Origin of the sequence: Sphingopyxis sp. (genome assembly GCF_035250425.1) — a bacterium.
GTDB lineage: Bacteria > Pseudomonadota > Alphaproteobacteria > Sphingomonadales > Sphingomonadaceae > Sphingopyxis.
On record NZ_DATFFD010000085.1, the window covers coordinates 1 to 15,894 of the forward strand.

10 protein-coding genes and 1 pseudogene are annotated in these 15,894 nt (G+C 66.0%); 4 read left to right on the top strand and 7 right to left on the bottom strand.

The features are described 5' to 3' along the window. A partial coding sequence (locus VJ811_RS05085) for a M20/M25/M40 family metallo-hydrolase (RefSeq protein ID WP_324071187.1) occupies positions 1–1,299 on the top strand: 1,299 nt, incomplete at its 5' end. A gap of 42 nt (positions 1,300–1,341) precedes the next feature. On the opposite strand, the gene VJ811_RS05090 is transcribed toward VJ811_RS05085, so the two are convergent. Continuing rightward, the gene (locus tag VJ811_RS05090) at positions 1,342–1,932 is read right to left on the bottom strand and encodes a TetR/AcrR family transcriptional regulator (protein WP_324071188.1); all 591 of its coding nucleotides are present in this window, start codon (positions 1,930–1,932) and stop codon (positions 1,342–1,344) included. 33 nt (positions 1,933–1,965) lie between these two features. On the opposite strand from VJ811_RS05090, the gene VJ811_RS05095 reads away from it, so the two are divergent. The 3 genes from VJ811_RS05095 to VJ811_RS05105 all read left to right on the top strand — a co-directional run bounded on the left by VJ811_RS05095 (position 1,966) and on the right by VJ811_RS05105 (position 6,068). Then, positions 1,966–3,129, top strand: coding sequence for an aromatic ring-hydroxylating dioxygenase subunit alpha (locus VJ811_RS05095; protein WP_324071189.1), 1,164 nt, complete (start codon positions 1,966–1,968; stop codon positions 3,127–3,129). 111 nt (positions 3,130–3,240) lie between these two features. Then, a complete protein-coding gene (locus tag VJ811_RS05100; protein WP_324071190.1) occupies positions 3,241–4,455 on the top strand; it encodes an FAD-dependent oxidoreductase in 1,215 nt (404 codons plus the stop codon). Continuing rightward, positions 4,452–6,068, top strand: a complete 1,617-nt coding sequence (locus VJ811_RS05105) for an NAD(P)/FAD-dependent oxidoreductase (protein ID WP_324071191.1) — start codon at positions 4,452–4,454, stop codon at positions 6,066–6,068. Before VJ811_RS05100 ends, VJ811_RS05105 begins: the two co-directional genes overlap by 4 nt. Here VJ811_RS05105 and VJ811_RS05110 read toward each other — a convergent pair. From VJ811_RS05110 to VJ811_RS05135, 6 genes and pseudogenes are all read right to left on the bottom strand, one after another. Next, entirely contained in the window at positions 6,030–7,298 is a 1,269-nt protein-coding gene (locus VJ811_RS05110; RefSeq protein ID WP_324071196.1) for an amino acid permease, read from the bottom strand. The genes VJ811_RS05105 and VJ811_RS05110 overlap by 39 nt on opposite strands. Before the next feature lie 58 nt (positions 7,299–7,356). Further along, positions 7,357–9,831: a TonB-dependent receptor gene (locus VJ811_RS05115; RefSeq protein WP_324071192.1), complete on the bottom strand. Its 2,475-nt coding sequence runs from the start codon at positions 9,829–9,831 to the stop codon at positions 7,357–7,359. 140 nt (positions 9,832–9,971) lie between these two features. Then, a complete protein-coding gene (locus VJ811_RS05120) occupies positions 9,972–11,786 on the bottom strand; it encodes a tetratricopeptide repeat-containing sulfotransferase family protein (protein ID WP_324071193.1) in 1,815 nt (604 codons plus the stop codon). An 11-nt stretch (positions 11,787–11,797) separates the two neighbouring features. Next, the gene (locus VJ811_RS05125; RefSeq protein WP_324071194.1) at positions 11,798–13,393 is read right to left on the bottom strand and encodes a thioredoxin domain-containing protein; all 1,596 of its coding nucleotides are present in this window, start codon (positions 13,391–13,393) and stop codon (positions 11,798–11,800) included. A 323-nt stretch (positions 13,394–13,716) separates the two neighbouring features. After that, complete coding sequence (locus VJ811_RS05130) at positions 13,717–15,120, bottom strand: M48 family metalloprotease (protein ID WP_324071195.1); 1,404 nt, start codon at positions 15,118–15,120, stop codon at positions 13,717–13,719. A gap of 199 nt (positions 15,121–15,319) precedes the next feature. After that, positions 15,320–15,894: pseudogene (locus VJ811_RS05135) on the bottom strand (ribonuclease E/G); the annotation flags it as partial.

Below are 15,894 nucleotides of genomic sequence, written 5' to 3' on the forward strand. Positions count from 1 at the left end.
GATACCGAAACCGCGAAGAAAATCCTGAAGGACAGCATTGCGATCCCGACGGTCGAGGGCCGCGGACAGGTGCCCAAGCTCGCCGCCTATTATGCGAGCGTGCTGAAAGCCGCGGGTTATGCCGACAGCGATATCGAGATCACGCCGATCGGCCAAACCGCGACCTTCGCCGCGACGCTGCACGGTACGACGAAGCAGAAGCCGATCGTGCTGCTCGGCCATATGGACGTCGTCGCGGCCGATCCCAAAGACTGGACGCGCGACCCCTTCGTTCCGGTCGAGGAAAATGGCTATATTTTCGGCCGCGGGTCGGAGGACAACAAATTCGACGTCTCGATGATGGTCGCGACGATGGCGCAGCTCAAAAAGGAGGGCTTCAAGCCGAAGCGCTCGATCATCCTCCTGCTCTCGGGCGACGAGGAGACCTCGATGACGACGACGCGCGCGCTCGCGGCGAAATATAAGGGCGCCGAATTCGCGCTCAATGGCGATGGCGGCGGCGGGACGATCGGCGAGGACGGCAAGCCCAAATATTACGGGCTGCAGGCAGGCGAGAAAAGCTATGCCGACTTCACGCTCGAAGTGACCAATCCCGGCGGCCACAGCTCGCGCCCGTCGGGCAGCAACGCAATCGTCCAGCTGTCGAACGCGCTCGCCAAGGTCGGCGCGTACCGCTTCACGCCGCAGCAGAATGAGCTCACCAAGGTCGGCATGCCGATCGTCGCCGATCAGGTCGGCGGAGACATCGGCGCGGCGCTCAAGGCCTTTGCCGCCAACCCAGCGGATGCAAAGGCGATCACCGCGATCCGCGCCGATCCCGAATATGTCGGCCAGATCGGCACCACCTGCGTCCCGACGCTCGTCAAGGGCGGTCATGCCGAGAACGCGCTGCCCCAGCGCGCGACCGCCAACATCAACTGCCGCATCTTTCCCGGCGTCGCGGTCGAAACGGTGCGCGCCGAACTCGAGAAAGTCATTGCCGACCCCGCGGTCAAGGTGAACACCGACCCCGACGCCAGCGCGAGCGACGCCTCGCCGCTGCGTGCAGACGTCGTGGCGGCGGTGACGAAGGCGGTGCATGCGCGCGCGCCCGGCTTGCCGATCATCCCGTCGATGAGCGCGGGCGCCACCGACAGTTATCATTTCCGCATTCAGGGCGTGCCGAGCTACGGCGTCGCGGGCTTGTTCAGCAAGGCGAGCGACAGCTACGCGCATGGGCTCAACGAGCGCGTGCCCGTCGACGCGATCGCCCCCGCGCTCGCGCATTGGGACAGTTTGCTGCGCGATTTGTCGAAATAGGCTGAAACAAAATCGTCGCCCCCGCCTTCGCGGGGGCGACGGTTAAACCAGCGCCACCACCGCGCGCTCGATCATCTGAACTGCCGCCTCGGCGCCGAAGCTTGTCGCGTCGAGCGACAGTTCGAGCCATAGCCCGTCGACCATCGCGGTGAGCATGATCGCCAGCCGCTCGGCATCCGCCGCGCCGGACGCTACCAATAATTCGCCGAGCCGGGCGCGGTATCCCGCGTAACTTTCTGCGTGGATTGCCGCCATGCGCGCGTCGCTGCGTGCGAGCGCCCAGAAGGCCGTCCACGCGCCGAGCAGCTCGGGGTCGGTCACGGGCGGGCGGAAGCTGGCGGTGAGGTAAGCGGTCAGCCGTGCGCGCGGATCGCTGCCCGCGCCATCGACCGCATCCGCGAAAATCGCGTCCATGCGGTCGCTCGTCGCTTTGTAGGTCGCGGCGACCAGATCGTCGATGCCGCCGAAATAATGGCGCAGCAGCCCAGGCGACACGCCGGCCTTCGCACAGATCGCGCGAACATTGGTGCCCGCCAGCCCCTCTTCGGCAAGGCATATCGCGGTCGCCTCGACCAGCGCCGCGCGGCGGGTATCGGCGCTTTCGCGCGTAAAGGCTTGGCGAGCGGTCGGCATACTGTTATACGCTTGTACAACAAGGACCGACTCATGGCAACGCTGCGCGACACTTTCGACAACATCGACCCGCAGGACGGCTGGTCGCTGCCGGCCTGGATCTACAGCGACCCCGATTTCTATGCTGCGGAAATGGAACGGATTTTCCGCCCGAGCTGGCAGGTCGTCTGCCACGACAGCGACATTCCGAACGCCGGCGACTGGCACAGCATCGACTATTGCGGCGAGAGCGTCCTCGTCGTGCGCGGCACCGACCGCAATGTGCGTGCTTTCACCAATGTGTGCCGCCATCGCGGCTCGCGTCTCGTCGACGGCGCGCAAGGCTGCGCGAAAAAGCTCGTCTGTCCCTACCATGCCTGGACCTATGAACTCGACGGCCGGCTGACCGGCGTGCCCGATTCGGCGAGCTATCCGACGCTCGACAAGGGCAAGGCCGGGCTCGTCCCCGTCGGCCTCGAACAATGGCGCGGCTTCTGGTTCGTCCGGCTCGAGGATGACGGCGGCCCGTCGGTGGCGAGCATGATGGCGCCCTATGAGGCGCAGGTCGCACCTTATCGTTTTGAGGAACTCGGCGCGCTCGGCCGCGTCACGCTCCGCCCGCGCGAGGTCAATTGGAAGAATGTCGGCGACAATTATTCGGACGGCCTCCACATCCCCGTCGCGCACCCTGGCCTCACGCGCCTGTTCGGTAAAAGCTATGGCGTCGAGGCCGAAGACAATGTCGACCGCATGTGGGGCGACCTGGTCGACCGGCCGTCGGCGAACTGGTCCGAACGCATGTACCAGCGATTATTGCCCCCGGTGCCGCATCTGCCCGCGGACAAGCAGCGCCATTGGCTCTATTTCAAGCTCTGGCCGAACGTCGCCTTCGACATCTACCCCGACCAGGTCGATTTCATGCAGTGGCTGCCGACCGGGCCGACGAGCTGTCTGATCCGCGAGATCAGCTATGTGCTGCCCGATGAGCGCCGCGAGATGCGCGCGGCGCGCTATCTCAACTGGCGCATCAACCGCCAGGTCAATGCCGAGGACACCGAACTGATCACGCGCGTCCAGATGGGGATGCAGTCGAAGAGCTTCTCGATGGGGCCGCTCAGCGACAAGGAAGTCTGCCTCAAGCATTTCTGTTCGCGGATGCGCGACCTGATCCCCGAGGCGCGGCAGGAGCGTGCCCCGCCGCCGGGGTGGAGCCGGTAAAGTTCCCCTCCCGCTTGCGGGAGGGGTTAGGGGAGGGTCTGTTCCCTCCCGGTCAATTGTCAGCGGGACAGGCCTTCCCTCGGCCCCTCCCGCAAGCGGGAGGGGAGAAGCATGGTCGATCCAGTCATCATTGTCGGCGGCGGTCCCGCCGGCATGGTCGCGGGCTTGCTGCTCGCGCGCGCGGGCGTGCCCGTCACCGTCCTCGAAAAGCACGCCGATTTTCTGCGCGATTTCCGCGGCGACACGGTGCATCCCTCGACGCTCGAGCTGTTCCACGAGATTGGGCTGCTCGAAGACCTGCTGAAGGAACCGCACGCGGCGATCGACACGATGACGCTCAACCTGCTTGGCGGGCGGTATACGATCGCGACGATGAAGCATCTGCCCGTTGCGGCGCGCTTCGTGGCGATGATGCCGCAATGGGATCTGCTCGATTTCATCGCGGGGCAGGGCCGGAAATATCCGACCTTTGACCTCCGCATGTCGACCGAGGCGACCGGGCTCACCTATGATGCGGCGAACCGCGTCAGCGGGGTGACGCTGGCGAGCGGTGGGACTTTGCCCGCGCGGCTCGTCATCGCCGCCGACGGGCGGCGCTCGGTGTTGCGCGATGCCGCCGAGCTGCCGTTTGAGGATCTGGGCGCGCCGATGGACGTGCTGTGGTTCCGCATTCCGGTGCCCGCGGGCATGGATATGTCGGAGGTCGCGCTCGGCACGATCGACAAGGGCGGCATGGTCGTCGCGATTCCGCGCGGCGATTATTGGCAATGCGCGCGGATCATCGAAAAGGGCGGCTTCGCGCCTATCAAGGCGCGCGGCATCGCGGCGTTTCGCGACAAGATCGTCGAAATCGCGCCCGGCCTCGCCGCCGGGATCGACGCGATCCAAAGCTTCGACGATGTCAAACTGCTCTCGGTCGCGCTCGACCGGCTGACGCGCTGGTCGCGCCCCGGCCTGCTCGCGATCGGCGACGCAGCGCACGCAATGTCGCCGGTCGGCGGTGTCGGGATCAACCTCGCCGTGCAGGATGCGGTGGCGACGGCCAACATCCTCGCCGCGCCGCTTGCGGCCGGAGCCGACCCCGATCCGCTGCTCGCCAAGGTACAGGCGCGCCGCTGGAAACCGACGACGCGGATGCAGGGTCTCCAGCGCTTCGCGCATCGGAATATCATCGAACCGATGCTGCGCGGACAAATCGCCCGTGTCCCGCTCGCGGTCCGTTTGCTCAACCGCATCCCGCTGCTCCGTCGGATTCCCGGCCGCGTCCTCGGCCTCGGCTTCGGCCGCCAGCATGTCCAATCCCCGCTCGCGAAAGAATTTTCATGACCAAAGCCTATGACGCCCTGATTATCGGCGCCGGCCACAACGGCCTCGTCTGCGCCTTCTATCTCGCGAGGGCGGGGCTGAAGGTGCGCATCGTCGAGGCGCGCGACGTCGTCGGCGGCGCCGCGGTGACCGAGGAGTTCGCGCCGGGCTTCCGCAATTCGGTCGCGAGCTACACGGTCAGCCTGCTCCAGCCCAAGGTGATCGCCGACATGAAGCTCGCCGATCATGGCTATCGCGTCATCGAGCGGCCGATCAGCAATTTCCTGCCGCAAGGCGCCGGCGGTTCTGGGGACGGCTATCTCAAGCTCGGCGGCGGGCTCGAACGCACGCAGAAGGAGTTCGCGCGCTTCTCGGCGCACGACGCGGCGCGGCTCCCCGAATATTATGACATGCTCGAGGGCGTCGCCGACGTGCTGCGCGATCTCGCGCTCAAATCGCCGCCCAACGTGGGCGACGGCTTCAGGACGCTGCTCGACGCGGCGCGGCAGGGGCGCGGGCTGACGAAGCTCAGCCTGTCGCAGCAGCGCGACGTGCTCGAACTTTTCACCAAGTCAGCGCGCACCTTCCTCGACAGCTGGTTCGAAAGCGAGGCGGTTAAAGCGGCCTTCGGCTTCGACGCGGTCGTCGGAAATTATGCCAGCCCCGATACGCCGGGCAGCGCCTATGTCCTCCTCCATCACGTCTTCGGCGAAGTGAACGGCAAGAAGGGCGCGTGGGGCCATAGCGTCGGCGGCATGGGCGCGATCACGCAGATGATGGCCAAGGTCTGCACCCAGCTCGGCGTCGAGATCAGCCTCGAAGCGCCCGTCGCGCGCGTGCTGGTCGATGGAAACAAGGCGGTCGGGGTCAAGCTGGTCGGCGGCGAGGAAATCGCCGCGGCACGCGTGATCGCCAATGTCGGGCCGAAACTGCTCTACGAACGCCTGATGGGCGAAGGCGATATCGCGCCCGAGTTCCGCCGCCGTATCAAGGCGTTCAAGGCGGGCAGCGGCACCTTCCGCATGAATGTCGCGCTCAGCGAGCTACCGCGCTTCACCTGTCTGCCGGAACCGGGCGAGCATCACCAGTCGGGGATCATCATCGCTCCGACGCTCGACTATATGGACAAGGCCTTCCTCGACGCGAAGGAGCATGGCTGGTCGAAGAAGCCGATCGTCGAGATGCTCATCCCGTCGACGGTCGACGACAGCCTCGCCCCCCCGGGCCAGCATGTCGCGAGCCTCTTCTGCCAGCAATTCGCGCCCGAATTGCCGGGTGGACGCGACTGGGATGCCGAGGAGGGCGCCGCCGCCGACTGCATCATCGACACGGTCGAGGCGCATGCTCCCGGCTTCCGTGCCTCGATCGTCGGGCGCCAGATCCTCAGCCCCAAGGGGTTGGAGCGCAAGTTCGGGCTGGTCGGCGGCGATATCATGCATGGCAATATGAGCCTCGACCAGCTGTGGTCGGCGCGCCCGGTACTCGGCAACGGCGCCTATCGCGGGCCGGTGAAGGGGCTCTATATGTGCGGCGCGGGGACGCATCCGGGCGGCGGCGTGACCGGCGCGCCGGGGCATAATGCCGCGCAGGTCGTCCTACGCGACCGGGGTTTCTTCGCTCCCAAATGGCGTTGAGGCTGGCGCGGAGCCGCGCGTCCACCAATAGAGCGGCAGCCCTGCGACCATCAGGATCAGGCTCATCGCGCTGACGTTCAGCCCGGCGCCCCACAGCGTCCAGACCGAATAGGCAAGGCCAAAGAGCGCGACCGGTATCGCGACGCGCAGCCGCAGCGCGGCGGCCGCGCAGGAGAGGTAGAGCCAGAGCGTCACCGAGGTCGACAGGATCGCCATGAAGGTGAACATCTCGGCGGTCGATTTGTTGCTGTTCAGCACGACGCAGGCGGTCGCGAGGCCGCTTGCGATCAGCAGCGCGGCAACGGGCGTGCCGTGGCGGTTGGTGCGCGCGAACATGGGAGGGAACAGGCCTTGGCGCGCGAGCGTCGCGGGCAGCTCGGCCTGAATCAGCGTGAAGCCGTTCAATGCGCCGATCGCGCTGATCGCGGCAAAAGCGGCGATGAACAGCGCCGGCCCGTGCCCCCAATAGGTTTCGGCGAACAGCGCAAAGGGCGCATCCGATTTGGCGACCTCGGCGGCGGGAAGCATCAGCGCGACCGCCGAACAGACGATGAGGTAGAGGATGCCGGTGGTCAGCGTGCCGATGATCGTTGCGCGCGGGATGGTGACGACCGGATCCTTGACCTTGTCGGTCGCGACGCTTGCCGATTCGAAACCGAGCAGCGCCCACAAAGTGAGGATCGCCGATCCGCTGACCGCGGTGAGCGAAAGCCCCTCGGCCGGGAAGGGCGTCGTGACCGCGGGTGTCTCGCTGCCGAACGCGATCGGTATCAGGACGATCACCGTCAGCAGCGGGATCAGCTTGATGAGCAGGGTCACGATCTGAAAGCGGCCCGCGGCGCGCGCGCCGCGCCAGTTGATCGCGGTGACGATCCAGATCAGCGCGAGCGTCGAGAGCGCCATATGCTGCCCGAGCGCCGGCGCGAAGAGGCTGAGAAAGCTGACCGCGGCGACCGCGAGCGTCACATTGGCGGTCCACACCGACACCCAATAGGCCCAGCCGATCATGAAGCTGGGGATGCGTCCGAAGGCGAGCTGGACGAAGGCCGTCGGTCCGCTCGCCTGCGGAAAGGCGACGGTCAGCCGCGCCAAAACCACCGCGAGCGCGAGCGCGCCGGCGATGGTGATGACCCACCCCGCGACGCCGTTCCAGCCAAAGGGGGCGAGACTGGCGGGGAGGAGGAACACCCCCGAACCGATCATATTGCCCATGACGAGCGCGACGCACATCGAAAGGCCGAGCTTTTGGGCGGGCCTTTCGCTGGCGGTCGGAAGATCGGTCACCCGGTCAGAATTCCTTGCTGACCTTGACCCCGATCAGGCGCGGGCGAACCACCGTGTCGTAAAAGACACCACCGTTCTCCGTGATCCCGTCGGGATCGCCGCAGGTGGTTTCGAGGCACTGGACGCCCGCGTTGATGGTGCCGTTGCTGTCGAACAGGTTCGTCGCGAAGAGCTCGGCCTTCCAGCTCTCGCCCTTCACCCCGACGCTGACGTCGGCGGTCGTATAGGCGCCGAACATGCCCTTTATGCCGTTTTCGAGCGTGCGAACGTCGCTTCGTCTTTTGCCGATATGGTTGACCGCGAACTGGACATGCGCGCCAAGGTCGCCGACCGGAAATTCGTAGCGCGCGACGATATTGCCCTTGAACTTAGGCGTCACGGGCAAGCTGGTGCCTTTGGGCGCCAATGTCGCATTGATTTCGCTGCTGTCGTCGATCGCGCCGCTCCCGTCGAGGTCGGCGTCGATCGTGCAATCGAACTCCGGATTGGCGATCGCGCAGAAATCGCGCCGGATTTCGGCGTCGTTATAGCTCATGCCGGCGTTGATCGAGAAACCGTCCTGCCGGTAACCAAGGTCGAGCTCGATGCCGCGAATCCGCGCGACGCCCGCATTGCGGATTTCGCTGAGCCCGTTGAGCCCGAGGAAGGAGAGCTGGATGTCGTTCCAGTCCTGTTGATAGATGGCGCCGTTGAAGCGCACCGGACCCCAGTTCGTCTTCCAGCCGAACTCGTAATTGTCGAGCGTATCCGACCCATAGGGCGGCAGCGATCCGCGGCGGTTGATCCCGCCGGGGCGGAACCCGCGCGACCAGGTCGCATAGACGAGCGCATCGTCGCTGAACTTGTAGGTGAGGTTCAGCTTGTGGATGAAGTCGGTCTTCTTCGTCCTTTTGTCGAGGTTGGTGCAGGGCGATCCGTCGACCACCGCCGGCCCCTGGCACGCATAGACCGGATTGCTGCTGAACCCCGGATTATTATAGCCGAAGAAGCCGACGAGGCTGTTGTCATATTTATAGACGCGGCCGCCGCCGGTCAGTGTGAGCCGGTCGGTGATGTCGAAGCTAAGCTCGCCGAACGCGGCATAGTCGCGGTCGACGCGGATCTGCTTGGTCAACCAGATATTGTCGACGGTGCCCGGAACCTGAAGGTCGTCGGACAGGTCGTCGATAATATAATGTTGTTCGATATTATGTTTCTGCCGTTGCCAGAAGACGCCGCCGATGAAGCGGATGCGCGCATCGGCGGGCGAGGCGACGCGCGCTTCAAAGAAGTTGCGCCGATAGCGGTCGATGCCCCGGATATACTGGTTCGGGCTGATCTGATCGCCCGCATTGTCGTAAAGATAGACCGCCGAGCCATAGAGCGCGTCGTAGAAATAGGCATAGTCCGAATAGTCGCTTTCGACGTCGGTCTTGCGGCGCAGATGCCCGCCGGTGACGGTCAGATCCCAATTGCCGAGCTTGCCTTCGATCGTCAGCGCGGCCTGGAGCCATTTGTCCTTCGACGATTCGGGATTATATTGGACGGTCTGGAGCTTGCCCGTGACCGCGTTCGAGCGTTCCTGCGCGTAGCTGCCGTGGGTCTTCTGGATCTGGCCCATGATCGTCGGGCGCAGCGTCCAGTCGTCGTCGAGATCGATGCCGAGCGCGAGCCGCGCACCATAGGTGTCGGCGTCGTTGTAATTCTTCTTCGCCAGATCGGCGTTGGTCTGGGTAATGTCGTCGCCCGGTGCGTCGACGAGCGTATCATTCTCGCCATCGCCGTCGCTGTCGGTCGGCTGCCAGATGCGATAGGTGCGGCTGCCCGGGATATTGTCGATATAGCCCGCGTCGTGGCGATACCAGCCGACGAGGCGCAGCGCCGCGCGCTCGCCGAGCGGGGCGTTGACGAAGCCCTCGACCACGCCGCCGAAATCGCCATGCGCAACATTGTTGAGCTCAACCCCGACCTCGCCATAGGTGCCGCTGGTGTCGGGCCGGTTGGTGACGAGCTTGATCGTGCCCGCCATCGAGCTCGCGCCGTAAAGCGTGCCCTGCGGCCCCGCCAGCGCCTCGACGCGCGCGAGGTCATAGGCGTGAATGTCGAGCGCACCCTGGATGGTCGTGATCGGCATTTCGTCGAGATAGGTGCCGACGGTCGGCAGCGAGGCCGAATGGTTGGCGTTCTCGCCCGAAGCGACGCCGCGGAAATAGACCTGGCTGAATCCGGGCGCGGCGGTCTGGATCGTTACCGACGGCAGGAATTTGACGACGTCCTGGAATTCCTTGACTTGCAGCTCATCGAGCCGTTCGGTCCCGATCGCGGTGATCGCGAGCGGCACGTCCTGCAGATTCTGTTCGCGCTTCGACGCGGTGACCACGATGTCGCGGTCGTCGTCGGTGTTGTTTTGCTGGGCCAGCGCGGTTCCCGAGGTGCACAAGATCGTGCCGCCGAGCAGGAATGCGCCGCTTTTGGTTAATACTGCCGATAGTTTCCGCATGGAATCCCCCTCAGATGACAGTCCTGTGACGGAGCATGACGCGGCGCGGCGCAAGCGCAAGCATTGTTGGTGCAGCGCAGCGGCGGTTGGTCGAAAATGTCGTCCGCTGTTGCCCAAAGGCAACGATTTGTCGCGCCGGTTCAGCCGAAATCGGCGGGAGTGGCGGGATAGGCGCCGAGGACGGGGCCGAGCGCCTGTTTCAGCGGATCGAGCCATTTTTCATAAGGTTGCCATTGCCCGACGCCGTCACGGTTGATCGGGCGTCGCACCTGTTCGCTCGACGCGGTGCGCACGGCGCGCGCATTGGTGTGGAACGCCATGCAGGCGTCCTCGAACGGCTGGTCCAGAAAGGCGAGAAGCCCGCGCACCTCGGCTTCGGGATCGTCGAGCAGCGCCTCGTGAATCATGCGGTGGACGCGGCCGGGCTGGACCGTGTCGATATGGGCCATCAGCCGCACATAATCGCGGTAATAGCCGCCGACGTCGGCGAGGCCGTAACTGAACGCCTGCCCCTTCGCAAAATGCTGGCGGAAGTTCGAAAAGCAGCAGTCGAGCGGATGCCGCCGCGCATCGATGATCTTCGCATTCGGCAGAATCAGGCGGATGAAGGCGGTGTAGAGCCAGTTGTTCGGCAGCTTGTCGATATAGAAGGGCTTGGCCGTCTTGCGCTGGATCGCGGTGCGCTCGAGAAAGGTCGCGCCGAGGCCGGCGAGCCGATCCTTCGGTGTGTCGGCCAGCGCCTCGATCCAGCGGCGCCCGTCCTGTTTCGCCTCGCGGCCGAGTCCGAGCGCGAGCGCGGGGATGTCGGGCAGCTCCATCGTGCCCTCGATCGCCGAATGACAGCTCAGAATCTGTTCGATCAGCGTCGATCCCGCGCGCGGCATGCCGAGGATGAAGATCGGGTCGGGCGCGGGGTCGCCGGCATCGGCGCGCGCGGCGAAGAATTCGGGCGTGCAAGTCGCGATGATCGCATCGACCGCGGCGCTCGTGTCGGCGGCGCGATAGCTGAGCTGGCCGGACCGGATCGCGTTGCCCGCGGCATAATGGCGAAACGCCGGTTCAGGCTCGGCGGCATCGTCATACGCCTTGCCGAGCGCGAAATGCAGGTGCAGCCGGTCGTCGGCGCGCGCCTCGCTGTCGGGTTCGGCCTCAACCAGCGCAGCTTCCATTGCGGCGCGGTCGCCGGCATCGAAGCGGATCGTCTTGAGGTTGGCGAGGCTCCACCAGATTTCGCCGAGCCCCGGATCGGCGGCGAGCGCGCGGCGATAGGCGGCGATGCTGTCGTCCTGCCGCCCCACGGTCTTGAGCATATGGCCATAGCTCATCCACAGCTTGGCATGATCGGGGAAGCGGCGCGTCAGCTCCTCATAGAGCGCGAGCGCTTCGTCATAGCCGCCGATACGGCCGAGCGCGGCGGCGCGCAAATTCGCATGCGCGGGATTGTCGGGATCGTCGCCGAGCACGGCATCGAGCGTCTCCGCGGCGTCGGCAAAGCGGTTCTGCTTGTAATAGACCGTCGCGAGATTGGCGCGCGCTGCGCCGAAACCGGGCGCGAGCTGGAGCGCGCGCGACAGCAGTTTTTCGGCATCGTCATAGCGCCCGATGCGCCCCGCGACCTCGGCGAGCATGCGGATCGCCGCGACGTCGGTCGCGTCCTCGCGCAGCCGCTGGCGCAGCGCCCCCTCGGCATCGGGCAGCCGGTCCTCGGCGAGCGCGAGCGCGGCGTCGACCATCGCTTCGTCATGGATCGTTGCGCCGACCGCCGCGAGCGACGCGGCTTGCGCTTCCTCCTCGCGATTCAGCGCACGCAGCGCATGCGCGGCGAGGCGGTGCGCCGCCGCCGACGTCGGGACCGCCTCGATAATCGCCTGCGCCTGCGCGAGCGCGGCGCCGGGTTCGCCGCTCAGCAGGCGGCGGGCGTTGGCGAGCGCTTCATCGTGCGAGACGGTCGCCATGCCTGCGTCGCTCAGCTTTTCGTCGCGCGGGCTTTCGCCACCGCCTGTTTCAACCCATCATAGCCGATCTGCCCCTGGAACAGCTGGTTGCCGACGATCCAGGTCGGGGTGGCGTTGAGTTGCAGCTGGGTCGCGATCGCAAGATTGCTGTCGAGTTCGCGCTGGAACAGCGCCTCGTTCGCGGTCGCGTCGGCGGTGCCGTCGGTGACGACGCCGGCCTTGGCGGCCGCGGCGGCAATTCCCGCCTTGTCGAGCGATCCACTCGCGAACATCGCATGATGGAAGGCGTCATATTTACCCTGCCGCGCGGCGGCGAGCGCCATGATCGCGGCGTCGCGGCTTTGCGGCGCGATGATCGGCAGTTCGCGGAACACGACCTTCAGGCGCTTGTCCTCGCGGATCAGCCGGTCGACGTCGGGCACGCTCGCGCGGCAGAAGCCACAGGCATAGTCGGTGAACACCACCAGCGTCACATCGCCATCGGCATTGCCCGCCCACGCGCCGGCATAGGGTTTTTCGAGCGCGGGGCGGATCGCGTCGATCGCCTTGGCGACTTCCCGCCCACGCTGCGCTTCGAGCGCCTCGGGAATGATCTGCGGGTTCGCCTTGATATAGTCGGCGACGATGGTCTCGACCTCGCTCTTGCTCATGCCGCCGCCGAGGCGGCCGCCGAGCCAGAAGACGATGGCGAGGAGCAATATGCCGCCGAGCGCCAGCCCCCATGTGCGCGTTGAAACGCCTTCCATTCCCATCCCCTTCACCTGCGGCAAGTCCTGCGCGGCATTCGCGGTTTTTTTCACCGGCTGCGCGATCGGCGAGCGGTCGTCGCCTTCCATCACGTTCGCCGCAGCCGCCGGGGCGGGCTTTGCAATGGCCGGAATCGCGGCGTCGCCGGCGAACAGCGGCAAGTCGGGCGCGGCGGGCGCGCTCGCCTGCGCGGCAGCGGCTTCCTCGCGCGCGAGCAATTGCTCGAGCCCCGAGGGCGGCGGCGCCAGTTCCTCGCGCGGCGCGGGGCGCAGCTTGGTTGCAGCTTCGCCGATGCTGTCGCGGATGCTTTCCGTGCCGGCCTTGGCGATGTCGACCACACCGGCCTTCGTCTTGTCGGCGACCTCGCCGAGCCCGCGCCCGGCTTCGCTCGACAGCTTCCGGGCCTTGTCGCCGAGCGCCATCTTCTCCCACGCCTCGCCGCTGGCCTTCGCTGCCGCACGCCCGGCCTGCGCCGATCCGCGTCCTGCCGCACGCGCAGCGCGCGCGGTTATGGCTCCTGCCTTCGCGCCGAGTTCGCGTGAGCGGCGCGGAATTTCCATCGCTTCGACGCGCGCCGGAATATCGGCGCGGTCGCCGACGCGGATCGTCCAGTCGGCAAAGGCTTCGGCGCCGCGCTGGATGCGGCCCCACAGGTTCGCCGCCCCGGCCTTGATCGCCTCGGGCTTTACCAGCGGATCGCGCGGCTTTTCGGGGGCGCTGTATCGCGTAAGGTCGATGCCGACGGGGGGCTCGTCCTTCGGCTTCGCCAGCCCTTCATCGCGCGCCGGCGCGCCGCCAGTCGGCGTCGGCGCGGCGTCGCGCAGCCATGGCTGGTAATAATCGTCTTTTCTGTCAGTCACTAAGGGTCAGGTCCTATGAATGGGACGGCTGAGGCGGAAAAATGGCGAACATATCGGGCCGAATGCCCCGCCGGCCATAGTGGTTCTATGTCCAAGGGGCATTTGGTCCGAGAGGGAAGCCATTTTTCCGTCCCTCCGGGATTTGGCCAAATTTGTCCATTGCCGCGTCAGAGCGCCTTGGAATATTTTCATATGCCTGCGCCGCTCTTCCTCGCACTGAACAAATTTGCTCCAAACCTCAGTCGTCCCATTCATAGGACCTGACCCTCACGCCCTTGCGCATCATCGTTGGCGATGCGGTCCCCGCTTTATCCCGATTGAATCTAACGCCGTTTGCGCTCGCGTTCCACCTCGGCGCGAGCGACCAGCGAAATATCCTGTGCACGGATCCAGTCGGGCGAGCCTTGGGGCAGGCCCTGCATCGCCATATCGGCATTACGCAGCGCGAGCGATGCCTGTCCACCCTCAAGCTGATAGCGTTCCGCCGAGGCGAGCGCGGCGCGCGCCTGATCGCCCTTGTTCGCATAGACGATGCCGAGCTGATACCAGGCGAACGGGTTCTGATTGTCGAGCGCAACCGCGGTTTTAAGCACCTCTTCGGCCTCGGCATAGTTCGCCGGATCCTCGGTCGCGATCAGCGCATGGCCCAGTGTCGCGCTGATCAGCGGCTGCGACCGCGACAGGCTGACCGCCTTGCGCAGCGCCGGGATCGCTTCCTTGGGTCGCCCCGATTCGAGCAGCACCTGACCCTCGAGCTCGAGGAAATAGGGGTCGTTCGGGCTTGTCGCGAGCAGGCCTTCGACCTCGGTCAATGCCTTTTGCGGATAGGCGCTTTTGTGCCAGGCATAGGCACGCGCATAGCGCGCCGGGATCGTCGAATTGCTTTCGGGGAATTTGCGCAGCGTCCGTTCGGGCTCGGCCATAAAGCCCGACAGCTTCGCCTTGATGCGCTGGAAGCGCGCCTCGATTTTCGGGTCGGCGGGCTTTTGCCATGCGGGATCGATGACATAGACTTCGCGCAGCGTCTGGATGCGATCACCCGACATCGGGTGCGTCCGGCCATAGGCCTGATCGTCATCCTGCTTCACGCCGTAGCGGAACTCGAGATTCTGCAATTTCTTGAAGAAAGCGAGGCTGCCGCGGCCGCTGATCCCGGCCTTCGACAGATATTGCGCGCCCGCGGCGTCGGCGGTCGATTCCTGGACGCGGCTGAACGCGAGGAACTTGCCGAGCGCGGCCTGCTGGCCCGCCATCATCACGCCCATGCCGGCCTCGCCGGCGCCCGCCGCAATCGCCGCGGCGCCGAGCAGCAGGCTGAGGAGCGAGATGCCCGTCGCGGTCTTGGCGCCTTCGTTGACGCGGATCGCATGGCCGCCCATGACGTGGCCGAGTTCGTGCGCGAGCACGCCCTGCACCTCTTCGGCGCTGTCGGCGGCCTCGATCAGCCCGCTGAAGACATAGATGTCCTGACTGCCGGCGACAAAGGCGTTGATGCTGCGGTCGCTGAGCAGATGCACGCGCACCTGCCCGGGTTTGAGTCCCGCCGCGACGAGCAGCGGGTCCATCATGTCCTGAAATAACGCTTCGGTTTCGGCATCGCGCAGGATCGACTGCGCCATCGACGGGCGCACCGCTATGGCGAACATCGCGAGCAATGTCAGCGCGATACGGAAAAGGGAGCGCAGCCTTTGCGCCCCGAACGCGGTCTGCGGCGGGAAAGCGGTCATCCCCGCCTCTCTTGCGCCGCGCGCCTGAACCCCGAGTGAAGCCATGAGGGCTTATTGGGGGTCCGTGCGCGCGGACGCAAGGTGCGAAGCGTGCTTATGCGATCAATCGGCCTCGATCGGTTGCCGCCCGATCGAGTGGACGATCAATTGCCGCCCGATCGGCGTGGACGATCAATTGCCGCCCGATCGGCTGGGACGATCAATTGCCGAACGTGCGCTGCCACCAGCCGCGGCGCGGTTCGCCGTCGGGGCCGACCTCGCCGTCGGCATCGACGTCGGCCGTAACCGGTTCGGCCTCGCCCGCGGTCGCGGGTTGCGCTGCGGCTTCGGCGGCGACGGCTTTCTTGGCGCGGCTCGCGCGTTTCTTGGGCGCGGGCTTGGCGGCTTCGGCTTCCACCGGCGCTTCGGCTTCAGCCGGAGCTTCGGCGGGCGTTTCGACGACCGGGGCTTCGGCGGCTTCCGCAGCCTCGGCTTCGGCGGCCAAAGCGGCCTTGGTCTTGCGCGGCGCGCGCTTGCGCTTCGGCTTTTCCTCGGCGGCCGGCGCTTCTTCGGCGACCGGCTCGGCGGCTTCGACCACCTCTACCGGTGCCACTTCAGCTTCAGCAGCAGCGTCATCGGCGGTTTCCACGGCATCGGCCTTCTTGCGGCCGCGTCCACCACGGCGGCGGCGCGGCTTGGCTTCGGCTTCTTCGGCATCCGCCTCGGGAGCGGCCTCGACGGCTTCGCTTTCCTCGGCCTCGGCGCTGTCGCCATCGCGATCCTCGCCGCCTTCGG

Excerpts from the sequence above, each read along its gene's own strand:
- VJ811_RS05115 (WP_324071192.1), bottom strand. The coding sequence starts at position 9,831 with ATGCGGAAACTATCGGCAGTATTAACCAAAAGCGGCGCATTCCTGCTC.
- VJ811_RS05095 (WP_324071189.1), top strand. The coding sequence starts at position 1,966 with ATGGCAACGCTGCGCGACACTTTCGACAACATCGACCCGCAGGACGGC.
- VJ811_RS05105 (WP_324071191.1), top strand. The coding sequence starts at position 4,452 with ATGACCAAAGCCTATGACGCCCTGATTATCGGCGCCGGCCACAACGGC.
- VJ811_RS05100 (WP_324071190.1), top strand. The coding sequence starts at position 3,241 with ATGGTCGATCCAGTCATCATTGTCGGCGGCGGTCCCGCCGGCATGGTC.
- VJ811_RS05120 (WP_324071193.1), bottom strand. The coding sequence starts at position 11,786 with ATGGCGACCGTCTCGCACGATGAAGCGCTCGCCAACGCCCGCCGCCTG.
- VJ811_RS05110 (WP_324071196.1), bottom strand. The coding sequence starts at position 7,298 with ATGTGCGTCGCGCTCGTCATGGGCAATATGATCGGTTCGGGGGTGTTC.
- VJ811_RS05090 (WP_324071188.1), bottom strand. The coding sequence starts at position 1,932 with ATGCCGACCGCTCGCCAAGCCTTTACGCGCGAAAGCGCCGATACCCGC.
- VJ811_RS05130 (WP_324071195.1), bottom strand. The coding sequence starts at position 15,120 with ATGACCGCTTTCCCGCCGCAGACCGCGTTCGGGGCGCAAAGGCTGCGC.